This window comes from Microbulbifer hydrolyticus (assembly GCF_009931115.1).
GTDB classification, from domain to species: Bacteria; Pseudomonadota; Gammaproteobacteria; order Pseudomonadales; family Cellvibrionaceae; genus Microbulbifer; species Microbulbifer hydrolyticus.
Map to the genome: position 1 here is coordinate 2,833,394 of NZ_CP047491.1, position 19,497 is coordinate 2,852,890.

Here is a 19,497-nt window from a genome sequence, read left to right on the forward strand (position 1 = left end):
ATTACTCGCCGCTGGCGGCGGTCGGATCGCCGGCGCTATTTCACTGGCACCGTCAGGATCGGCCCCCCGCCGCCACCCGAGGGGGCGATCTCCATATTGAAGAGGTCGTAGACCGCATTGAAGAAGCGCTTGGAGGCGTAATCACGATCATCCACGTAGAACCAGCTGCCGCGATGCTTCACGGCGACGAAGGCGTTCGCCGGGCGCTCGCCGCTGGAATACACGACGAATTTGTCAGAGATATCTATCGCGCGTCCCTCGCGAACCGCCTGATCGTATGAGGCCTTGGTGAAGGCCCGGCGTTCCTCCTCGTCCTTCGGGGGGACATTGATGCCGAAGGCGAGCAGGTTCAGCACCGAGTAGAAGGAGCGCATCCGCATCTTGATCTCGGGCCGCGGATCGTCGGTCAGGTTTTCGAAGTCCGTACCGGCGACGACCCGGCTCGGCGCAAAGGACCAGACTCGCTTCAGGGGGGTGGGCTGCAAATTCAGGAGCTCGATTACGCGCTTGCCGTCGCCCGAGGTTCGCGCATCCGAATCAATCCACATGGCCGGATAATTGTTTTTGTCGGTGAAGTAATAAGTCTTTCCGCCGTCGTAGCTGCGGAATCGGCCGGTGCCGCCGCCGAGGGCGATCGCGGTAAGCTGGTTTTCGACCGTGATCTGATCGCGATCGTAGCTGATGTCGCTGTAGGGATCGTTCCAGCTGAAGGTCCCGACGATGAGCTGGCCCTTGTCGATCAGCCGGCCTATCGATTCGATGAGCTGAACATACTCCGGATCACCCGGCCGGAAATCGGTGCCGACACCGGCTTGCGGCCCGCGCACGCTGGTCAGGCCTTCGGCCGTCAATGACAGCAAAAAATCGAAGCGGTAGCCGGCGTTGGCCATCTTCGCGAGAGTGTTGACACTCATCCGCGCGGTCAGGGGTCCGAGGATCTCGGTGCCCTGCAGGGGCGTGATGGTGACGGTCGGCGAATCGGAGAAGCCGACACTGCCGCCAATGTTGCCCGTCGTGGGCGTCCCCTCGTTGCCGAAAGCGGAATCTCCGGATATGACGGTCGAAGTGCTCATGGTCGAGCTGATGCTCGAAATCGTCACGAACTGAGGCGCTTCGTAATACCGTCGGCGAACAATGTTGAGCAGAAGTTCCTCTTGGATTACCTGCTCGACGGCCTTGTTGTACTCGATATGGGAATTCACGATGAGCTGCGGCCCGTATGTGCTGCAGCCGGAGAGAAGTAGCACCACCAACAGGGTGCCAGGTCTCGTGCAGACTCGGAGCCAATTGAGCGCTGTCCGTTGCTCCGAGACTCTATCGCCCATTCGCCCGTCTCCTAATCTTCGTCTTAGCTGTTTCGCTGCCCCGCACTACGCAGTATCTGGTCGTGGTCGGCGGCGCCATCAAACGGGGGCAGCTGCGCCCAGCAAAGCTGGTATTTTTTTAGAACTGGCGGGCGAACAGACAGGCTCTCGAACCCAAAATTAATGGGTCAGATAAAAACTTTGACCTATAACTAGCCTTCGACCCAAAACAACCATAGAAGTAAGATGGACGAAATCAAGCAAAAGATCGCCCTTTTCATCGACGCCGCCATCTTTCCAGACGTCCCCAACCACGTGCACCTCGCCCGCCATGCTGTCGCGCGGATTGCCCCCCCCCTGACGTAATCCAGAGACCTGCGCTGTAGCCGGTTGCGGCCGCAGCGCGGGTGCAGGGTTTGGATTACTCCGTGACATACAGTAACCGCCACCCGTATCGGGTCCAGTGGAAACGAGACACCGGTATCCGCATTGAGGCTGCGCTCTTCCCAACAGGCAATCAACGCATTGGACTGGAAGTACTCCAGCCGATCGCTCAGCAGAGTGTCGACACAGTCCAGCCCAGGGCCCCGGTCAGCATTCAGTGATCCACAATTATTGTTTGGGGGTAAAGCTGCCCCCTTCCTGCCGTGGCGGGAACTCCTTGTAGGTGTCCATATGTTTTGTCACCAGATCTTTCAGCGGGACCATGATGAACATATGGCGGACCATCCAATCGTCGTAGTAGGCGGAATCCACCGGTGCGCTCTCGAACGGGTCCGCGCGCAGGTTGATGATCAACGGCGCCTTGCGACCTTCCTGGGCAAAAAACCAGGCGCCAATACCGTGGTGTGTCTGCGTACTTAGGTTGAATTTGTAATCTTTATAACGCACCGCACCCAGGCTGCCATCGTCGACGAAGGCATAAAATACATCCCGTGGACCTTTTTCCTCTTTGCCGGTGAGATAGGGCAAAAAGTTGTAGCCATCGAGATGCACTTTGAATTTTTTGCCGGCGGCGGAGTATCCCTTCAGCAATTTATTCTGGATATCCGGCTCGCCGGCGGCGGCCAGAATCGTCTGCAGCCAGTCTTCGTGGGAAATGATTTCATTGGACACCTGCGCCGGTTTGATCGCCGCCGGCCAGCGCACCATCAGCGGCACCCGCACGCCCCCTTCCCAGGTCGTGGCCTTCTCACCGCGGAACGGGCTGGTGCCGCCATCCGGCCAGGTGAATTTCTCCGCGCCGTTGTCTGTGGTGTAGATGACCAGGGTATTGTCCGCAATGCCGAGGTCATCCAGTTTTTGCAGCAGCTGGCCTACATGGCCATCGTGCTCCACCATCCCGTCCGCATAAATGCCCTTACCCGTTTTGCCCACAGATTCTTTTTTCAGGTGGGTGAAAATATGCATGCGGGTCGAGTTGAACCAGACAAAAAACGGCTTGTTGGCGGCGTGTGCGCGGTCGATGAAATCCAGCGTCGCCGCGAGAAACTCCTCGTCAATGGTCTCCATGCGCTTGCTGGTGAGCGGACCGGTATCCTCAATCTTGCCGTCGGCAGAAGATTTGATGACACCGCGCGGGCCGTATTTTTTACGGAACGCCGGGTCTTTGGGGTAATCGGGATTTTCCGGCTCTTCCTCCGCATTCAGGTGATACAGGTTGCCGAAAAATTCATCGAAGCCGTGGGCCGTGGGCAAAAACTTATCCAGATCGCCCAGGTGATTTTTGCCAAATTGCCCCGTCATGTACCCCAACGGCTTCAACAACTCCGCGATGGTGGGATCTTCCTTTTGCAAGCCGATGGGGTCTCCCGGCATGCCGATTTTCAGCAATCCGGTGCGTTTCGGCGACTGGCCGGTAATAAATGCCGCGCGGCCTGCGGTGCAGCTTTGCTGGCCGTAGGCATCGGTAAACAGCATGCCCTCCTTGGCAATGCGGTCGATGTTTGGCGTCTTGTACCCCATCATGCCGAGGTTATACACGCTCGGGTTGTACCAGCCGATATCGTCACCAAAAATCACCAGGATATTCGGTTTGTCGGCGCAAAACGCTTTGAGGGGAATGAACGCAATAAAGAGAAAAATCGCCAGGAATTGGCACCCCAGACCTTTTTTAGCTCCCACAGCCCACACTTTCCACCTCCGGATTTACCAGTAAAAATCAGTAAATCCAAAATAGTAGAAAGCGTGGGAGACGGTAGTTTAAAAGCCGCCAGTTGCGGCCGCAGCGCGGGTTCGGGGTTTGGCTTACTCCGCGTCTTCCAGTGCCGCCACCCGTATCAGGTCGAGGTCGTGGAAATCAAAGGAAAAGTCGGTGGCGGGTGACACCGCTTTCATGCGGATGCGCTCTATAAACCACCTTTCTGGTCCAGGGTAACTGAGCCATAGACATCCGCGTTGAGGCTGCGGTCTTCCCAGCGGGCAATATACGTATTGAGCTGGAAGTGCTCCAGCCAACCGCCCAGCTGCTTACTAGAAGCGGGGCCAAGGTAAGTTATATTAGGTCAGAGATATCAAGAAAAATAAAAAGAGCTAATAGGCGAAATGGTGAACTTAGAAAGGCTTCGGCAGCCCCTATACCTCCAGGTAGAAGCGCTGCTTTTCTAGCGCTTGGGCACCCAAGCTCCGGTAGAACTCAATGGCGCGGTGGTTCCATTCGGGCGTCTGCCACTGCATTTCTTTCAGGCCTCGTTGCCGCGCGTAATCGACGGTTGCATTGATCAACTGCCGGCCGATGCCCTCTCCACGTCGGGTCTCGCGCAAATAGAGGCAATCGAGGTGCAGATACTCCGCCGCGGACCAGGTAGAAAATTCGCGGGTGGTCGCGGCGTAACCGAGCAAATATTCCGCATCCAATGCCAGCCACAATTGCACCCGCGGCTGCGCACCGAAGGCAGCCTCCTCCAGCCGCTCGGCAAACTCTGTATTCTGCGAAAAATGATCGGCCTCATAGGCCGCGTGCTCAGCAATGAGCGGGATCAAAACCTGAATGTCGGCCGGCGTCGCCGGCCTGATCACTATTGCCATAACACCTATACCCGCGCGAGTTCGAAGCCTTCATCGAGCCAGCCGGTAACGCCACCGATCATCTCCTTCACCGGTCGCCCGAGCTGTGCCAGCTTCAGTGCCGCCTTGGTGGAACCATTGCAGTGCGGACCCGCGCAGTAGACGACAAACAGCGTATCAGCGGAATATTCCGCGAGGCGCGCCGGGATGAGCTTGCGCGTGGGGATATTAATGGCACCGGGCAGGTGACCGGTGGCGAACAATGTCTCCATGCGCACATCCACCAGAACGAAGTCTGGCTGCTGGTGATTCATCGCGTACCACACATCGGCGCAGTCGGTCTCAAACGCCAGCTTCGCCGTAAAATGCGCTGCGGCCTCAGGGGCACGGGCAACCGGCGTTTTGCTGACCGCGGTGCTGGGGTTGCTAAGAAGTTCGTTCACAGGGGAGTCCTTGTATCGGTTGGTGTGCTCGTATTGTCGACGGCGCAACCGAACCCGGTAAGTGGCATTTTTGACAAGGTTCGTATACTTTCTGCCAATCTACCAAAGGAGCTCATGGATGCCTGTGAACCACTCTGTCGCCCTGCTCGCCTACGACGGCCTGTGCACGTTTGAGTTCGGCGTGGCCGTGGAAGTGTTCGGTCTGCCGCGCCCGGAGCTGGCCGAATGGTACGAGTTCCGGGTCTGCGCCGTGGAACCAGGCCCGCTCAGGGCCACCGGTGCCATTCAGGTACTGGCCGATGGCAGCCTGGAGGATCTGAAACGCGCAGACACCATCGTTGTGCCCGGCTGGAAGGGTGCCGACGTGCCGGTTCCAGAGGAGCTACGGCACGCGTTGCTCGATGCCCACGCCGCCGGCGCGCGGCTGGTTTCCATCTGCTCCGGGGTTTTCGTGCTGGCGGCGACCGGGCTGTTGAATGGGCGAAGCGCCACTACCCACTGGCGATATGCGTCGCAATTGGCTGCGGCCTATCCAAGCATTTGTGTAGAACCGGATGTGCTCTATGTGGACGAGGGCGATCTGCTGACGTCGGCCGGCAGCGCCGCCGGCCTTGATCTCTGCCTGCACATAGTGCGAAGGGATTTCGGTGCGCGCATCGCCAACCAGGTCGCGCGCCGGCTGGTAATACCGCCGCACCGCGACGGCGGCCAGGCGCAGTTTGTGGAGGCGCCTCTGCCACAAAAGCGAGCCGAGATCTCCGCGCTGTTCGACTGGATTCGCCGCAACCTGCATCGGGAGATCAGCATCGAAGCCCTGGCGGAGCGGGCAAACATGAGCCCGCGCACGCTGGTCCGTCGCTTTCATGAAACCGTCGGCTGCGCCCCCAAACAGTGGATTCTGCGCGAGCGTATCAACCGCGCACGCAACCTTCTGGAAACCAGCAGCCGCTCCATCGAACAGATCGCCGCCGAATCCGGGTTCAGCTCGACGGAAAACCTACGTCACCACTTTCGCGAACAGCTGCAAACCTCGCCCGCAGCCTACCGACGTCGCTTTGCCGAATCTGCCTGATGCAGGCAACATAATAATTGGGGTCAGAGTAAAATTTTTTGACACCCTTTTTACCAAATGAGCAACCCGAACAAGCTGTGCGGAGGAAAATCTCTAAGATACAATCTCTACAGGTTGAGCCGCTGAAATAAAGGATTATGTATGGAACTGGAGTACCACAACGGCATTCGGATTACGAAATTCCGCCATGAGATGACATCGCTCGAAGCTGCGATTCAGAACTACGAGGCCATGGCAAAAGAGCACTACGCCAAGGAAAATGATCAAACCTTGACCGAGCAGCAGCGCAAAGTGGAGTGCGACAAAGCCCTTAAATGTCTACAGCAGGAGCGCACCTACATCAACACGTTGACCGATGTCCAAGCCCAGCTGGAGGCATATCGAAACCGGGGGTTACAAGCAACAAAAGGTAGCTTGGCGGAGCGGGCAAGTGCTATCAGCACGATGAGTAATGAGAAGCATCACCCAACACAAGTACTTGAAAAGCACATGCGCGCTGAGGGCATACCGAAACCCAGCCCACAACACACCGCCCACCATATCGTGCCCGGGAAAGGTAAGCTGAAGGTCGTAACCACCAATACGCGTATGCACCTCCATCGACACGGGATCAGAATCAACGACCCGGCGAATGGTGTCTTTCTCGTCTGCAAAGACAAAGATACGCCGCACTGGTCAATGCCAAACTCAAGGGGGCACCTGAAATACCATACACACGAATACGAACAGTGGATGGCACAACGGGTTCAGCGCCTGAACAACATTGATATGATCAAGACACAGCTTCAGGTTATTGGCCGTATCTTACAGGACAACGAACCTAAAACGGCCGTTCAAGCCATCAAGAACGTGTGACCCTATATGAGCAAGATCTACGCAATACGTAATGACGGATTTGGATACCAGAGCCTGGATCTGACGTTGCTCGATATCGCACGCTATGCGCCCGAAGATATCGACCCGGATGCGGTGATGGACTTCAGTCGCACTAACAGCCGCCTGGCTGAATGGTGGCAGACTCCTGATACCCGCTTTGTCTGCAATGAAGGCGTTAACGACAAAGGCATTCCAGATATCAGTGCCTGGATTGGGGCGAGCTTGGTACTCTCACCTAAAGCGCATCGCTACCTGAGCGACACATTGAAGAGTTACGGTGAATTGCTACCGGTAACGGTAGGAAATGATACTTTCTTTATATTCAACTGTACTCAACTCGGTGAAGAAGACCTGAGCATGAGTGAGTATGAAACACAGGGTGAAATCCCAATTCAATTACTCAATCTCGCTTTCAGGAATTCGGCTCAAACTCTCCCCGTTTTCAAGTCCCGTTACGAATCCTGCCTGACGGTATTCTGTAACGAGCGGTTTATGCATGCTGTAGAAGACTTCAATCTGACCGGTGTGGTATTCGATGAAAATTTGGTGCCGCAGTACTGAATGCAGGATCATGGGTGTCAGAGTAAAGCTTTGACACCTGACCCAACAACTTCCGGAGCGCGCCCTCAATTGCCCGACGCCCTATCGTCGACTGACAGCTGTAGTTTCGCTGCGTGCTCTGTCGTTACTCCACCGGGCAATTAGCTCAAAAAACGTACAACTCACCTGGGGGAAACTTCACATACTCAGGTTCGCGGTTCAGCGCCTATTCAGCTAGAACCGGTACCATGGTGCCATCCTCAAAACCAAACTCGCCCGCACCTCGCGGACGCTGTTTGCTGCGTTGGCACTGATGTACCCCAATGAAAAGAAGACTGCTACTGCCCTATTCCCTTGCGATGCTCACAACGGCCGGTTGCAGCATGGCCCCTTATCAGAATTCGCCGGTAGACACTGCCAGCCCCTCATACAGCCCCGCCAAAGAACACCCGCAGCCAGCAAAACCACCCAAGTCCGAGCCAGTCCCCTCACCTGACGAGTTGGTCAAAGCAAGCCTGTACCAGCAGCACCAGGAGTGGAAGGGCATTCCGTATCGACTGGGCGGTATGAGCAGGCGCGGTGTCGACTGCTCGGCACTGGTCTACCTCATCTACCGCGACCACATGGGGATTCAGCTGCCCCGCACCACTCAGTACCAGGCCGTGGCCGGTGAGGCCATCAAACAGGGCCAGCTGCGCCCAGGAGACCTGGTGTTTTTCAGGACCGGTCGCCGGGGCCGGCATGTGGGGATCTACATTGAGGAGGGCAAGTTTCTGCACGCCTCCGTATCCAAGGGCGTCACCATATCTGACCTGTCGGATTACTACTGGAAAAGCCGCTATTGGCGGGCGCGCAGGCTGGTAATCGAATCCGGCAGTGAGTCCTGATTGCGCAGAGTGCCACTGCGCACAGACCCTCGATCGCCTAGGTGGATCCAGTTGCCGCTTCGTCCCTTAATGCGGATCAGGTGTTGGCCGGTATCGGAAATTGTGCCACCTGCCTGTACAATATTCCCCCACGGCATACAGTGATTTAATCTTCTTCATGCAACCTTTCAAAACACAATTCACCTTATCTCGAGATTACCTGGCCGAGTGTTTCGACCAGTCTCTGCCCTATGGCAAAGGCGCCAAGCCCAATTATCTGTTTCCAGCTCTAATGCTGGCTGCGGGTGCAGGGTCTCTGATTTTTACCGAGCAGCCCAAAGTGCTTGGCTACATGCTTATCGCTTTCGCAATTCTGGAGCTTCTGCATATTCGATTCCGGCGGGCCTGGTGGCTGGCACGGCAGATGTGGGGCAAAAGTGCTGGTAGTGAAGTGACATTGACGATCGATGAACGCGGGATAACGACTCAGAGTGACCACACGCAAACAGCGCTGTTGTGGTCGGATATCGAACGTGTCATGGAAACCGAGTTGGGGCTGATTGTCGTGTCTAAATCCGGTGGACAGCACTACTTGTCTAAATCGTTATTTACTGCGGATCTGGCAAGTGAAATTGTCACCAGAGCCAATAGCTAATACTCGTGAGGTTCTGCGAAAAGAATATTGGACTCAGATAAAACTAATGCCGCCGCTTACGGCGCGCGTTACAACGCAGGCCGGGCGTAGTGCCCGGCCTGTATGGCGGGTGGTTACAACCCACCTTCGCTCTGTAACTTGTGTACCATCGGCGCGGTGAGTGCCATCCCACCGATTCCCCATTGCCCCTCTGGCACCTCCTCTATTTTTACCCAGGTGACCGAGCGCATGTTTTCGCCCTCAATAGCGACCATGGTGTCGGTCAGGCGGGTGATGATTTCGGCTTTTTCTTCCTGAGAGAAAACGTTCTCGATCAGATTGACGGTAATTAAAGGCATGTTAGTTCTCCTGGTAGAGTATTGATTGCGTTCTCAGAACACCGTGTTCCGATGTGTATAGATTAGGGCGGAGAGCTTGTCGTGGTCTCTTTGCGAGGTGTAGTATTTAACTACGTTTTATGTAGTAACTAACTGCAACTCGCGAAGTAAGGGATTAATAACTCGGAGAACGTATGGAATACGGTCAATTCTGCCCGGTTGCCAAGGCAATGGACATTTTAGGTGAGCGCTGGACCTTGTTGATTCTGCGCGAACTGCATATGGGAGGCTCGCGGTTCAACGAGTTGCAGCGCGGCTTACCCTTAATTTCCCCCACTATCCTTACTAAGCGCCTGAAAGAGCTGGCGGGTGCGGAACTTATTATCCGAAAGAAAATTCCTGGGCAGCGGGGTAATGAGTACTTTTTAACCCAGGCTGGGAAGGAAACCCTGCCCCTTTTACAAACCGTGGGTGAATGGGGTATGCGCTGGGCGCGGGGTGATATTCGCGACAGCGACCTGGATGTCGAGCTGCTGATGCTCTACCTGCAGCGCAGCATCAAGACCGACATGCTGCCCGGTAATCAATCGGTTATTCAGTTTCGATTTACCGACTTAAAAAAACTCCATAGTTGGTGGTTACTTGTTAAGGGGTGCAATGTGGACATCTGCCTGGAAGATCCGGGGCAGGATGTCGATGTGTACTTTACTACCGATCTTCGCACTATGGTGGGTTGCTGGATGGGTGACGAAAGCTACCGTGAGGCAATTGCAGAAAAACGATTAAAGGCGGTCGGGCCTTCAGCGTTGACTCGTAATATCCAGAGCTGGCTATCCGATAGTGTCTTTGCGGGAATACCGTCAGCAAGAACCATATGATCCAGAGGGCTCAATACAGCCAAATGACCTCACGTGCAGAGGCCGAGTTCTTCATCAGGAACTGTCCAAATACAAAAATGGATGGTGATCGGAATGGCATCCCCTGTGAAAATGACTCGCGCTTCTAAATTCACCAACGCAAAAGATAACCCGTAATCTGGCCAAGCCTTCGGTGGGATTTATACGGAACCGTATCGGAAATCGGAGTAACCAGTCGTGAACAAGTTCGAAATAGAGATCGATGACCTGTCGGATGGGAGCGTTGTGGACCTTTTACGACAGCATCACGAGGAGATGTTTTTATATTCTCCGGCTGAAAGCATACATGCCCTTGACGTTTCACGGCTGCGTGACCCCGCGTTAACCATTTGGCGGGCTTCAGCGTATGGAGAGCTCGCCGGCTGCGGGGCACTCAAAGAGCTGGGTACCGATCACGGTGAAGTGAAATCGATGCGCACGGCCAAGCCCTATCTGAGGCAAGGCGTAGCCGAACAGATATTATCCACGTTGCTCGCCGAGGCCAGGTCTCGCGGTTACAAACGCGTGAGCCTGGAAACCGGCACTAATGAAGCGTTTGTGCCAGCGATAGCCTTATACAAGAAGTTTGGATTTGAGCCCTGCGGTCCTTTCGGGGATTATCAGGACGATCCTTACAGCACCTTCCTTACCATGCCAATTGTGTAAATCGGTCAGTTTGCAATTTCCCGGCTCGCACAAGACGGGACAGGGAACCAACATTGAAGAATAAACGCCTGTTGATCGCGGATCGAATTTGATGCCGCTTGCTCAAACAGGACGGCCCTCAACTGCCGCAACTAGCGCTCCAAGAATCTGAGTAGCCGGTTTCGGCCACACCTGCTCGACCAGACAGTCTGCCAGTGGTATTTACCGCGCGATAGTCACCCTACACTTTCGCTCAACAGGTTCCGTTCTTTCCGCGAACCATCCGTTCTACGCGAGATGATAGGGGAGCTTTTATGGCCGATTCCCGCTCGTCCCTGGCTTCTGTGCGCCAACACGCCCTGCCCCTCAACGGCAGTTTCGGTGACTACGATGCCTTGCTCGAAAAAGCCGCGAATCGCCAGTTCATACTGCTGGGCGAGGCCAGTCACGGCACCCACGACTTCTATAACACCCGGGCGGAGATTACCCGGCGCATGATCGAGGAGCAGGGTATCGACGCCGTGATCGTCGAAGGGGACTGGCCCGACGTCTATCGCATCAACCGGTTTGTGCGCGGGCTCGACGGTGATGCCAGCGCGCGAGACGCACTCGGAGCCTTCGAACGCTTTCCGCTGTGGATGTGGCGCAATACCGTGATGGAGTCCTTTGTCGACTGGCTGCAAGGGTGGAATGCCGACAGACCCGGAGAGCAACAGACCGGTATTTACGGCATGGATCTTTACAGCATGTACCGCTCCGCCGATGCCGTGGTGTCGTACCTCAACACGGTCGACCCGGAGGCCGCCCAACGTGCGCGCGAACGCTATGCCTGTATGGATCATCACGGCGACCCGCAACGCTATGGGTATACCGCCGCCATGGGCATCAGTGAATCCTGTCAGCAGCAGGCGGTGGAGCAGGTACTGGAGATGATGCAGGCGCGCACTCAGTGGTTGCAACAGGGTGGTCTCCTCGCCGAAGACGAGCAGTTCTATGCCGAACGCAATGCGCACGTTGTGCAGCATGCGGAAGCCTACTACCGCGGTATGTTTTCAACCCGCGTGAACACCTGGAACCTGCGTGACGAACACATGGTGGATACTCTGCTGGCACTGCGACGCCACATCGAGCGGCAGCGCGGAAGACCGGCACGCATCGCGGTCTGGGCGCACAACTCACACCTGGGTGATGCGCGAGCCACAGAAGCCGTGCAACGGGGAGAACTCAATGTGGGCCAGCTGGTGCGCGAGAAAGCCGCTGGCGAAGCTTTGCTGGTGGGATTTACCACCTACACCGGACATGTCACCGCAGCTCAAGAGTGGGGTGCCCCCGCCGACCATCGCTGGGTAAGACCCGCATTGGAGGACAGTGTCGAGGCACTGTTTCATCAAAGCGGGCTCAACCGTTTTTACCTCGATATGAGCCAGTTGCAGGGTGATGCCCTGCGCGAGCCACTCGTAGAACGGGCCATTGGCGTCATTTACCGGCCGGAAACAGAGCGCCAAAGCCACTATTTCGACGTGGATATCCGCGATCAGTTCGATGTGGTATTTCACCTAAATGAGACCACCGCACTCGAACCCCTGGACCTCACCGAAGGCTGGGACGAACAAGAGCCGCCGGAGACCTGGCCCTTCGGCATTTAAACGATGGACGCCAAACGGACAGCACCGGGCGCCCTTCAAAGTCTTGCCGAATTCACAGGTCCACTTCGCTGAACCCACCATTGCTGCAGATGCCAGACTGTCATCTTTCAGATTAAGCCAGGCAATGTCTCGGGCACCTCAAACTGTCCTTGACTGTGCTGGCTGTATCGACCCCGGGTACCGTCGCCCTCCCCTCGGATAACCGTTAGACTAAGCCAACGATTTGACACCGTATACGACACCCCAACATGCCTTTCGTACTCGTCGCCCTGGCCATCACCGCCCTTATCGTCGGCCCACAACTGTGGGTCCGGTTTGTACTCTGGCGGCACTCCACCGAAGTCGGCGATATGCCGGGCTCGGGCGCGGAGCTGGCCGAGCACCTAGTCGAGCGCTACAAACTCGAGGGCGTAAAGGTGGTCGAGGCCAATCCGGGCGAGAACTACTACTCCCCTTCCGAGAAGGTGGTGGCGCTGAGCCCAGATATCTACCACGGCAAATCGGTAACCGCCGTGGCGGTCGCGGCTCATGAAGTGGGCCATGCCATGCAGTTCTGCCGCGAGGAGCCGGTTTCCAGGCTGCGGGACAAGTATCTGGGGCGGGCGCACCGCATCCAGCGTATCGGCGCCGCGGTTCTGGTTTTCGCACCGATAGTTACCCTCCTGATCAAGTCCCCGGTCGTTTTCCTGTGGATCGGCATCATTGCGGTCATTACCATGCTCTGCTCCGCACTCATGTATGTGGCGATACTGCCGGAAGAGTTCGATGCGAGTTTCAACAAAGCCCTGCCAATATTGAAAGAGGGCTACCTTCCCGAACATCTAATGAGTGCGGCACACAGCGTGCTCAGGGCTGCTGCACTGACCTATGTTGCGGGCGCCCTGCTGGACGTAGTGAGACTCTGGCGCTGGATACGATTTTTTAGGTAACTGGAACCACGACGGTCATCTTGAGAGAAATCCCTCCAAACTCCCGTCGCGCGCAATCAAGGAAAGAAGCATGCAAAAATTAACCGGCCGCTGCCTGTGCGAAGCAATTGAATATGAAATCACCGGCGAACTCGGCCCCATCTTCAATTGCCACTGCTCAAAGTGCCGCCGCTGGCACGGCGCCGCCTTCAGAACCCGGGCAACCATCAAATCCAGCCAGTTCAAATGGGTTAAAGGCGACGAGCACCTGTCCGGCTATCACTCCTCCGAAAACACCGTCAAAACCTTCTGCTCCATATGCGGGTCCAGCCTGATCAGTACCTATGACGAGAGCCCGGACAAGATCGGGATTCCGCTGGGTGGACTGGATCAGGCCCCCGACAACAAAATCGAGGGGCATTTCTTTGTGGGCTCCAAGTCTCCCTGGTACGAGATTGACGACGGTCTTCCGCAATACGATGAATTCCCCGGTTCCCACGCGAAGGTTCGGGAAACCAGTCACCAAGAGTAAACCGACAGTTAACCAAGCAACCCGACAGGAGACAACGATGCCGGTAAATCTAACGGAAGTGGATGGTGTCGCTATCAAGCCCAAGCATAAGGCCACCTGCCACTGCGGTGCAGTGCAAATTGAGCTGGACTTGCCGCAGGGGCTGGTCGACGTACGTCGCTGTGATTGCTCCATGTGCCGGCGGCGCGGTGCCATCGCTGCGTCAGTGACACTGGACGGCATAAAGATCGTGAAAGGCTCCGAGCACATGAAGCAGTATCAGTTCAATACCCACACCGCCAAGCACTACTTTTGCGGTAACTGCGGTATCTATACACACCACCAGAGACGCTCAAACCCAAATCAGTTTGGCTTTAACGTGGCCTGTCTGGAAGGTATCAACCCATTGAAGATTGAGGGCATCCCGACCTACGACGGGGTCAATCATCCTGCAGACCAGTAGTCATATTCATGCAAGCCCTCGCCACTCAATATCGCATCGGTGTGCCGCAATGAACAAAACAGCCGAAATCAAAACCGCCATCATCGGCTACGGTTTCTCTGCCACCACTTTCCACCTGCCATTTATCCTGAGCCAGGAGCCCTTCCGCTTTACCGCGGTCAGCACCTCGAAGGGTGCGCAGGTTAAGGAGCAATATCCGCAGGTGGAGGTGTATGCAGAGGCGGAAGCGCTGTTGACCGAGAGTGACGCCGATCTGGTGATCATTACCGCGCCCAACAATGTGCACTTTCCCCTGGCCAAGCTCGCCCTGCAGCAGGGCAAGCATGTGGTGCTGGAAAAGCCGTTTGTTACCCGCGTCGAGCAGGGGGAAGAGTTGATCACGCTGGCGGAAAAGCAGGGCCTGGTATTGAGCGTTTACCACAATCGCCGCTGGGACGGTGACTTTCTCACGGTGCAAAAGCTCATTGCCGATGGCCGCCTGGGCCCGGTGCGCTATTTTGAGAGCCACTTCGACCGCTTCCGCCCCGAGGTACGCAAGCGCTGGCGCGAGTCTGCGGTGGAGGGCGGCGGTATCCTGTTCGACCTGGCGCCGCACCTGCTCGACCAGGCACTGCAACTGTTTGGGCCACCCACCGCGATCACCGCCCGGGTACATACGCTGCGAACACAGGCAGAGGCCGATGACTTTTTCCATATCACCCTGCACTATCCCGAGCGGCTGGCGATACTGCGCAGCAGCCCGTTTTGCGCGGCACCCAACCTGCGCTTCGAGGTACAGGGCGAGACGGGCAGCTATGTAAAACACGGGCTGGACCCGCAGGAAGAGCGCCTGAAGTCCGGCTTGCAACCGATCAACGAAGGCTGGGCACAGGAAAATGCTGAGCAATACGGCCACCTGTACACCGCTGACGGGGCGGCGGCACTCACCACCGAAACTGGCGGCTACCAGCACTACTACCAACAGCTGGCCAGCGCCATTCTGGATGGTGGCGAGGTGCCGGTAAGCGCCGAGCAGGCTCTGTGGAACATCCGCCTGATCCACCTGGCCCTGCAAAGCAGCGCCAGCGGCCAGACGGTTGCGCTGGCGGAACTCACAACAGACTAGTATTCCTATAAGGACCGGAACCCCATGGGTAACGCCAGAGGGGCGGGAAAGTCTTGAACAGGATAACTGGCTGATGCAACAAATAGCGCGATGTCTTCTGGCACTCCTCTTGGCAACACTGGCGGGATATACGATGGCAACGGAAGAACCGGCGTATACGGTGACAGAACAGGAAGAACCTTTTGAACTGCGCACCTACCAGCCCAGGATCGTGGCCGAGGTGATGGTGAGCGGCTCGATGGATGAGGCGTCGGGTCGGGGCTTTCGCCTGCTGGCGGACTTCATCTTCGGTAACAACACCGCCCGCAGTGGCGGCAGTCAGAAGATCGAGATGACAGCTCCGGTGGGTATGGAGCCGAGTTCGGAAAAAATCAGTATGACGGCCCCGGTGAGCATGCAGGAGAGTGAGGGCCGCTGGCGGGTTTCTTTCGTTATGCCCAGCAGCTTCACCCTGGAAACCCTGCCGCGCCCGAATAATCCGGCGGTGACGATCCGCCAGATTCCCGAATCCCGCTACGCGGTCATCCGCTTCTCCGGGCTGGCCGGCGCAAAAAAAGTCGCGCAGAAGACCGCGGACCTGCAAGCATGGCTGGCGCAAAAAGACCTGAAGCCAAAAGGCGCACCGGAGCTGGCGCGCTACAACCCACCCTGGACCCTGCCCTTCTTGCGCAGGAACGAGGTTATGGTGGAGGTTCAGTAAACCAGCGATTCTTCCTCTTCGTCTTCCAGTGCTTCCAGCGACAGCCCGAGCCCCCTGCCGGCTTTGGTCTTTTCGCTTTCATCTTCTGCCTCCGCTGCGGCAACCTTCGGCTTCTTGCCCTCTTCGTACATTTTGATACGCAGGCGCAGGTTATTCGCGGAATCCGCATTCTTGATCGCTTCTTCGTGGCTGATGCGGCCTTCCACGTAGAGTTTGAACAGGGCGCCGTCAAACGTCTGCATGCCGAGGTTTTCCGACTTTTCCATCATTTCCTTGATGTTGTGGAACTCGCCCTTGAGGATCAGCTCGTTGATGGTCTGTGTACCCAGCAGGATTTCCACCGCGGCACAGCGCTTGCCATCCACGGTGGGCACCAGGCGCTGCGACACGAACGCGCGGATGTTCTGTGACAGCGACATCAGCAACTGCGGCCGACGCTCCTCCGGAAAGAAGTTCACAATCCGGTCGAGAGCCTGGTTGGCATTGTTGGCGTGCAGGGTGGAGATCGCCAGATGGCCGGTTTCGGCGAAGGCGATGGCGTGCTCCATGGTCTCACGGTCGCGGATCTCGCCGATCAGGATTACGTCCGGCGCCTGACGCAGGGTGTTCTTAAGTGCGGCATGGAAGCTGCGGGTGTCCACCCCCACTTCCCGCTGGTTGATCACGCTCTTCTTGTGTTTGTGGACGTACTCCACCGGGTCCTCGATGGTGATAATGTGACCACCGCTGTTGGTGTTGCGATGGTCAATCAGTGCCGCCAGCGAGGTGGACTTGCCGGAGCCCGTACCGCCGACAAACAGCACCAGGCCGCGCTTGGCCATCACCACATCCTTGAGGATGGGCGGCAGCTTCAGGTCGTCAAATTTGGGGATCTCGGTGACGATATTTCGTGCAACGATCGAGACCTGGTTGCGCTGCCAGAAGATGTTGATCCGGAAACGCCCTACGTTGGGGATGGTCATCGCCAGGTTCATTTCCAGCTCGCGCTTGAACTCCTCCCGCTGCTCCTCGTCCATGATCTCCATGGCGATCTTCTCGATCTGGCCGGCACCGAGCGGCTCTTTGCTGAGGGGCTTCAGCACCCCCTGGAATTTGGCGCAGGGCGGCGCACCGGTACTGAGGTAGAGGTCAGAGCCATCATTTTTGGCGAGCACACGGAGGTAGCCGGTAAAATCCATCGATACAGTTCCTGTTGGCGCGAAAATCATCGGCCGCAAAGCTTATCGAAAACCGTGACATGCATCAAAGAAAAAACCGCAGGATGCGCCAGGAAGGAAGTAGCAGGGAGAAGAGACTAACTTAACGTCACAGGGCAGCGCCACGATTCAGCGCCAATTGAGCTTGAGCGGGCACGAAAGGCGTCACCATTTCCCAAATGACGGATTACTACTGGAAAACCCGCTACTGGCGCGCGCGCCGGCTGGACCTCGATAAAGACAATCACGCCACCTAGACGACACTTGTCGCCACACAAATTAACCGCAGACCAGCTCCCCTCACTTTCTCCTTCCAATACGCGCCATAATACTCACTAATGCGTGAGTGTATGTTGTATTGCGACAGCGATTCCCTTAACTTCGTTTGGACCGGGTCGATAGAAATTGCACTCCCACCCTTTTGTTGTCGATGGGACGAACGATTCGGGAACGTTGTGTCCGGGGAGTTAACACCCCACCCGAAACACGCGGCAGTTTGTGCTTCGGGTTTAGTGCCACGCTCCCTCTCTTCGTACAACCCTCTGCTCCGGAAGTCTCTGGCGGACGGAGTTCATAAACCAAGAGGTCAAACAATGAATAAGAATGCCTCAGTATTCAAAATAGCGATCCTGCTTAGTTGTATGTTGCCTGCTTTCAGTGCCCTCGCTGCGCCACCTGGTGGTGGCGGTGGTGGTCCCTGTACGATCGAAGCCGGTGCCGATTGTCAGTTCACGATTTTTGTGGACGGGCGTGATAGAGAATATTTACTGCACATCCCCGACGGCTACGACGGCAGCCCCATTGCATTGGTCGTAGATGTGCACGGCTACACCCAAACACCGGAATGGCAACGCGACAACTCCGGTATGAACGAGTTGAGCGATGTCGAAACCTTTGCTGTTGCCTGGCCGCGGGGCGGGCCTATTTCCAAGCCCAAATTTTTCGACAAGGGTTTCAATGGTTCGGCCGAATGGGTAGATCCAGGCTGCTGTGCCACACCGGTGCGAGAAAATTGGGACGATGTTGCGCTGATGGCTGCGGTGAAATATGACGTGGCCTCGAAGATCAACGTCGACAAGTTTTACTTTACCGGCCTCTCCAACGGTTCCTACATGGGACACCGCTTGCTGTGTGAAGCGCCAGGAGAGTTTGATGCCTATGCAACCACTTCCGCCGCCCTGTCAGACTCGTGGGATGACTGCAATCCATCCGATACGCGCCCGGTCTTGTACTTACACGGCAGAAATGACACTACCCAGCCCATAGAAGGAGACACGGTTGCCGGTGAGGCCATGCTCAGCACTGCCGATACCATGGCGATCTACGCCTCAAGAAATATCTGTAGTGGCTATCCCAATGATTACGAAGTTACCTTCTCGGCGGGAACCAGCTGGTGCCGCGAATACAATGGCTGCAATAAGTCTGTTGCCTACTGTGAACTGGATGCACCGCACATCACTTACGGTGCGTCGCAGCTGGATACAGCGGAAGTGTTCTGGGACTTCTTCAGCCGCCACTAAATAGCCGGGCATAAAAAAATGGGGCAGATCGTTTGCAAATCTGCCCCATTTTTTACTGATACTGTTATTTGGCAACCGGAAAATCGCTCAATACTACGACGTACTTTCCGAATGGTTTACACCGTTACCACTAGACGAGCGGCACCAATTCAAAAATCATTGGCCCCTACGCTGCTTGCAAATAGAAACGAAGCCCGCAGCCATAAATGTCGCCATGCGTTCTTTGACGGCAACAAAGTCATCTGACTTACACAGCCCGCCCGACAACTTATCGATACGACCAGTCCGCGCCAGAGTCAGCATCAGGGCGCCAGTGACAAAGTGGTATCCCCAGAATATATCTTCCTCGGAGCAATCCGGCAGTGCCTTTTTCAGGATGCTAATTAAACGTAGTACCACAGGGTCGAAATGTCGGTCCATGGTTTCCGCACCCCACTCCGGGGTATTCGCCACTTGCGCGCCGAGCGCGGCATAGTTTCGCCAGCCTTCGCCGCCCTCGATATAGAGATCCAGGTCCGTATCCAGAAACGCGCGCAGCGCGCCCTCGGCGGTCGGTTTACCGGCGCAGGCCTGTTCGTATTCTTCCAGCATCCGCATACGCCGCTCACTGGTCACTACCGCGCGACGAGAAAACACCGCATCAAACAGATTCTTTTTGTCGTCAAAATAATAATTGAGCAGCGTGTGGTGCACTCCCACATGTTTCGCGACATCTTTCAGCGTTACGCCGTAAAAGCCATGCATGGCAAACAGATATTCTGCCGCGTCAAGGATTTGCTCCATCATTTCAGCCCGCTGCTGAGCCTTGACACTGCGCTTTCGCGGAGA

General features: G+C 56.3%; 22 protein-coding genes. 15 read left to right on the plus strand and 7 right to left on the minus strand.

Annotated features, from left to right (window positions below; all coding sequences use genetic code 11):
• Positions 1-35: 35 nt before the first annotated feature.
• The 4 genes from GTQ55_RS12080 to GTQ55_RS12095 all read right to left on the minus strand — a co-directional run bounded on the left by GTQ55_RS12080 (position 36) and on the right by GTQ55_RS12095 (position 4,753).
• Positions 36-1,202, minus strand: coding sequence for a hypothetical protein (locus GTQ55_RS12080; protein ID WP_161858969.1), 1,167 nt, complete (start codon positions 1,200-1,202; stop codon positions 36-38).
• Positions 1,203-1,916: 714 nt separating this feature from the next.
• A complete protein-coding gene (locus tag GTQ55_RS12085) occupies positions 1,917-3,395 on the minus strand; it encodes an arylsulfatase (RefSeq protein ID WP_237567927.1) in 1,479 nt (492 codons plus the stop codon).
• 483 nt (positions 3,396-3,878) lie between these two features.
• Positions 3,879-4,331, minus strand: coding sequence for a GNAT family N-acetyltransferase (locus tag GTQ55_RS12090; protein WP_161858970.1), 453 nt, complete (start codon positions 4,329-4,331; stop codon positions 3,879-3,881).
• Positions 4,332-4,336: 5 nt separating this feature from the next.
• Complete coding sequence (locus GTQ55_RS12095) at positions 4,337-4,753, minus strand: rhodanese-like domain-containing protein (RefSeq protein ID WP_161858971.1); 417 nt, start codon at positions 4,751-4,753, stop codon at positions 4,337-4,339.
• Positions 4,754-4,871: 118 nt separating this feature from the next.
• Here GTQ55_RS12095 and ftrA point away from each other — a divergent pair, with 118 nt between their 5' ends.
• The 5 genes from ftrA to GTQ55_RS12120 all read left to right on the plus strand — a co-directional run bounded on the left by ftrA (position 4,872) and on the right by GTQ55_RS12120 (position 8,762).
• Positions 4,872-5,825, plus strand: a complete 954-nt coding sequence (gene ftrA / locus GTQ55_RS12100; RefSeq protein WP_161858972.1) for a transcriptional regulator FtrA — start codon at positions 4,872-4,874, stop codon at positions 5,823-5,825.
• A gap of 141 nt (positions 5,826-5,966) precedes the next feature.
• Positions 5,967-6,680 (plus strand): AHH domain-containing protein, encoded by a 714-nt coding sequence (locus GTQ55_RS12105; protein ID WP_161858973.1) that lies wholly within the window; start codon positions 5,967-5,969, stop codon positions 6,678-6,680.
• Positions 6,681-6,686: 6 nt separating this feature from the next.
• Complete coding sequence (locus GTQ55_RS12110; RefSeq protein WP_161858974.1) at positions 6,687-7,262, plus strand: hypothetical protein; 576 nt, start codon at positions 6,687-6,689, stop codon at positions 7,260-7,262.
• 302 nt (positions 7,263-7,564) lie between these two features.
• Positions 7,565-8,128 (plus strand): NlpC/P60 family protein, encoded by a 564-nt coding sequence (locus GTQ55_RS12115; protein WP_161858975.1) that lies wholly within the window; start codon positions 7,565-7,567, stop codon positions 8,126-8,128.
• A 157-nt stretch (positions 8,129-8,285) separates the two neighbouring features.
• Positions 8,286-8,762, plus strand: a complete 477-nt coding sequence (locus GTQ55_RS12120) for a YcxB family protein (RefSeq protein ID WP_161858976.1) — start codon at positions 8,286-8,288, stop codon at positions 8,760-8,762.
• Positions 8,763-8,875: 113 nt separating this feature from the next.
• On the opposite strand, the gene GTQ55_RS12125 is transcribed toward GTQ55_RS12120, so the two are convergent.
• Positions 8,876-9,100 (minus strand): tautomerase family protein, encoded by a 225-nt coding sequence (locus GTQ55_RS12125; protein WP_161858977.1) that lies wholly within the window; start codon positions 9,098-9,100, stop codon positions 8,876-8,878.
• Positions 9,101-9,273: 173 nt separating this feature from the next.
• Here GTQ55_RS12125 and GTQ55_RS12130 point away from each other — a divergent pair, with 173 nt between their 5' ends.
• From GTQ55_RS12130 to GTQ55_RS12170, 9 genes are all read left to right on the plus strand, one after another.
• The gene (locus GTQ55_RS12130; RefSeq protein ID WP_161858978.1) at positions 9,274-9,957 is read left to right on the plus strand and encodes a winged helix-turn-helix transcriptional regulator; all 684 of its coding nucleotides are present in this window, start codon (positions 9,274-9,276) and stop codon (positions 9,955-9,957) included.
• Positions 9,958-9,980: 23 nt separating this feature from the next.
• The gene (locus GTQ55_RS18080; protein WP_202620614.1) at positions 9,981-10,085 is read left to right on the plus strand and encodes an excalibur calcium-binding domain-containing protein; all 105 of its coding nucleotides are present in this window, start codon (positions 9,981-9,983) and stop codon (positions 10,083-10,085) included.
• An 88-nt stretch (positions 10,086-10,173) separates the two neighbouring features.
• Positions 10,174-10,641 (plus strand): GNAT family N-acetyltransferase, encoded by a 468-nt coding sequence (locus tag GTQ55_RS12140; RefSeq protein ID WP_237567661.1) that lies wholly within the window; start codon positions 10,174-10,176, stop codon positions 10,639-10,641.
• A 293-nt stretch (positions 10,642-10,934) separates the two neighbouring features.
• A complete protein-coding gene (locus tag GTQ55_RS12145) occupies positions 10,935-12,266 on the plus strand; it encodes an erythromycin esterase family protein (protein ID WP_161858979.1) in 1,332 nt (443 codons plus the stop codon).
• A gap of 248 nt (positions 12,267-12,514) precedes the next feature.
• Positions 12,515-13,195, plus strand: coding sequence for a zinc metallopeptidase (locus GTQ55_RS12150; RefSeq protein WP_161858980.1), 681 nt, complete (start codon positions 12,515-12,517; stop codon positions 13,193-13,195).
• Positions 13,196-13,265: 70 nt separating this feature from the next.
• The gene (locus GTQ55_RS12155) at positions 13,266-13,706 is read left to right on the plus strand and encodes a GFA family protein (RefSeq protein WP_161858981.1); all 441 of its coding nucleotides are present in this window, start codon (positions 13,266-13,268) and stop codon (positions 13,704-13,706) included.
• 37 nt (positions 13,707-13,743) lie between these two features.
• Positions 13,744-14,148: a GFA family protein gene (locus GTQ55_RS12160; RefSeq protein WP_161858982.1), complete on the plus strand. Its 405-nt coding sequence runs from the start codon at positions 13,744-13,746 to the stop codon at positions 14,146-14,148.
• Between the two features lie 49 nt (positions 14,149-14,197).
• Positions 14,198-15,253 (plus strand): oxidoreductase, encoded by a 1,056-nt coding sequence (locus GTQ55_RS12165; protein ID WP_161858983.1) that lies wholly within the window; start codon positions 14,198-14,200, stop codon positions 15,251-15,253.
• A gap of 133 nt (positions 15,254-15,386) precedes the next feature.
• Entirely contained in the window at positions 15,387-15,953 is a 567-nt protein-coding gene (locus GTQ55_RS12170) for an SOUL family heme-binding protein (RefSeq protein WP_161858984.1), read from the plus strand.
• Here the strand turns inward: GTQ55_RS12170 and GTQ55_RS12175 are convergent.
• A complete protein-coding gene (locus tag GTQ55_RS12175) occupies positions 15,947-17,131 on the minus strand; it encodes a PilT/PilU family type 4a pilus ATPase (RefSeq protein ID WP_161858985.1) in 1,185 nt (394 codons plus the stop codon). The two genes, GTQ55_RS12170 and GTQ55_RS12175, sit on opposite strands and share 7 nt — an antisense overlap.
• A 611-nt stretch (positions 17,132-17,742) precedes the next feature.
• Between GTQ55_RS12175 and GTQ55_RS12180 the strand changes: the two genes are divergently transcribed.
• Entirely contained in the window at positions 17,743-18,669 is a 927-nt protein-coding gene (locus GTQ55_RS12180) for a CE1 family esterase (RefSeq protein WP_161858986.1), read from the plus strand.
• Positions 18,670-18,825: 156 nt separating this feature from the next.
• Here the strand turns inward: GTQ55_RS12180 and GTQ55_RS12185 are convergent, their stop codons facing one another.
• Positions 18,826-19,455, minus strand: a complete 630-nt coding sequence (locus GTQ55_RS12185; RefSeq protein WP_161858987.1) for a TetR/AcrR family transcriptional regulator — start codon at positions 19,453-19,455, stop codon at positions 18,826-18,828.
• Positions 19,456-19,497 lie beyond the last annotated feature (42 nt).

Excerpts from the sequence above, each read along its gene's own strand:
- GTQ55_RS12155 (WP_161858981.1), top strand. The coding sequence starts at position 13,266 with ATGCAAAAATTAACCGGCCGCTGCCTGTGCGAAGCAATTGAATATGAA.
- GTQ55_RS12115 (WP_161858975.1), top strand. The coding sequence starts at position 7,565 with ATGAAAAGAAGACTGCTACTGCCCTATTCCCTTGCGATGCTCACAACG.
- GTQ55_RS12185 (WP_161858987.1), bottom strand. The coding sequence starts at position 19,455 with ATGATGGAGCAAATCCTTGACGCGGCAGAATATCTGTTTGCCATGCAT.
- GTQ55_RS18080 (WP_202620614.1), top strand. The coding sequence starts at position 9,981 with ATGACCTCACGTGCAGAGGCCGAGTTCTTCATCAGGAACTGTCCAAAT.
- GTQ55_RS12165 (WP_161858983.1), top strand. The coding sequence starts at position 14,198 with ATGAACAAAACAGCCGAAATCAAAACCGCCATCATCGGCTACGGTTTC.
- GTQ55_RS12180 (WP_161858986.1), top strand. The coding sequence starts at position 17,743 with ATGAATAAGAATGCCTCAGTATTCAAAATAGCGATCCTGCTTAGTTGT.
- GTQ55_RS12170 (WP_161858984.1), top strand. The coding sequence starts at position 15,387 with ATGGCAACGGAAGAACCGGCGTATACGGTGACAGAACAGGAAGAACCT.
- GTQ55_RS12145 (WP_161858979.1), top strand. The coding sequence starts at position 10,935 with ATGGCCGATTCCCGCTCGTCCCTGGCTTCTGTGCGCCAACACGCCCTG.
- GTQ55_RS12120 (WP_161858976.1), top strand. The coding sequence starts at position 8,286 with ATGCAACCTTTCAAAACACAATTCACCTTATCTCGAGATTACCTGGCC.
- GTQ55_RS12090 (WP_161858970.1), bottom strand. The coding sequence starts at position 4,331 with ATGGCAATAGTGATCAGGCCGGCGACGCCGGCCGACATTCAGGTTTTG.
- GTQ55_RS12175 (WP_161858985.1), bottom strand. The coding sequence starts at position 17,131 with ATGGATTTTACCGGCTACCTCCGTGTGCTCGCCAAAAATGATGGCTCT.
- GTQ55_RS12125 (WP_161858977.1), bottom strand. The coding sequence starts at position 9,100 with ATGCCTTTAATTACCGTCAATCTGATCGAGAACGTTTTCTCTCAGGAA.
- GTQ55_RS12105 (WP_161858973.1), top strand. The coding sequence starts at position 5,967 with ATGGAACTGGAGTACCACAACGGCATTCGGATTACGAAATTCCGCCAT.
- GTQ55_RS12110 (WP_161858974.1), top strand. The coding sequence starts at position 6,687 with ATGAGCAAGATCTACGCAATACGTAATGACGGATTTGGATACCAGAGC.
- GTQ55_RS12130 (WP_161858978.1), top strand. The coding sequence starts at position 9,274 with ATGGAATACGGTCAATTCTGCCCGGTTGCCAAGGCAATGGACATTTTA.
- GTQ55_RS12160 (WP_161858982.1), top strand. The coding sequence starts at position 13,744 with ATGCCGGTAAATCTAACGGAAGTGGATGGTGTCGCTATCAAGCCCAAG.
- GTQ55_RS12150 (WP_161858980.1), top strand. The coding sequence starts at position 12,515 with ATGCCTTTCGTACTCGTCGCCCTGGCCATCACCGCCCTTATCGTCGGC.
- ftrA (WP_161858972.1), top strand. The coding sequence starts at position 4,872 with ATGCCTGTGAACCACTCTGTCGCCCTGCTCGCCTACGACGGCCTGTGC.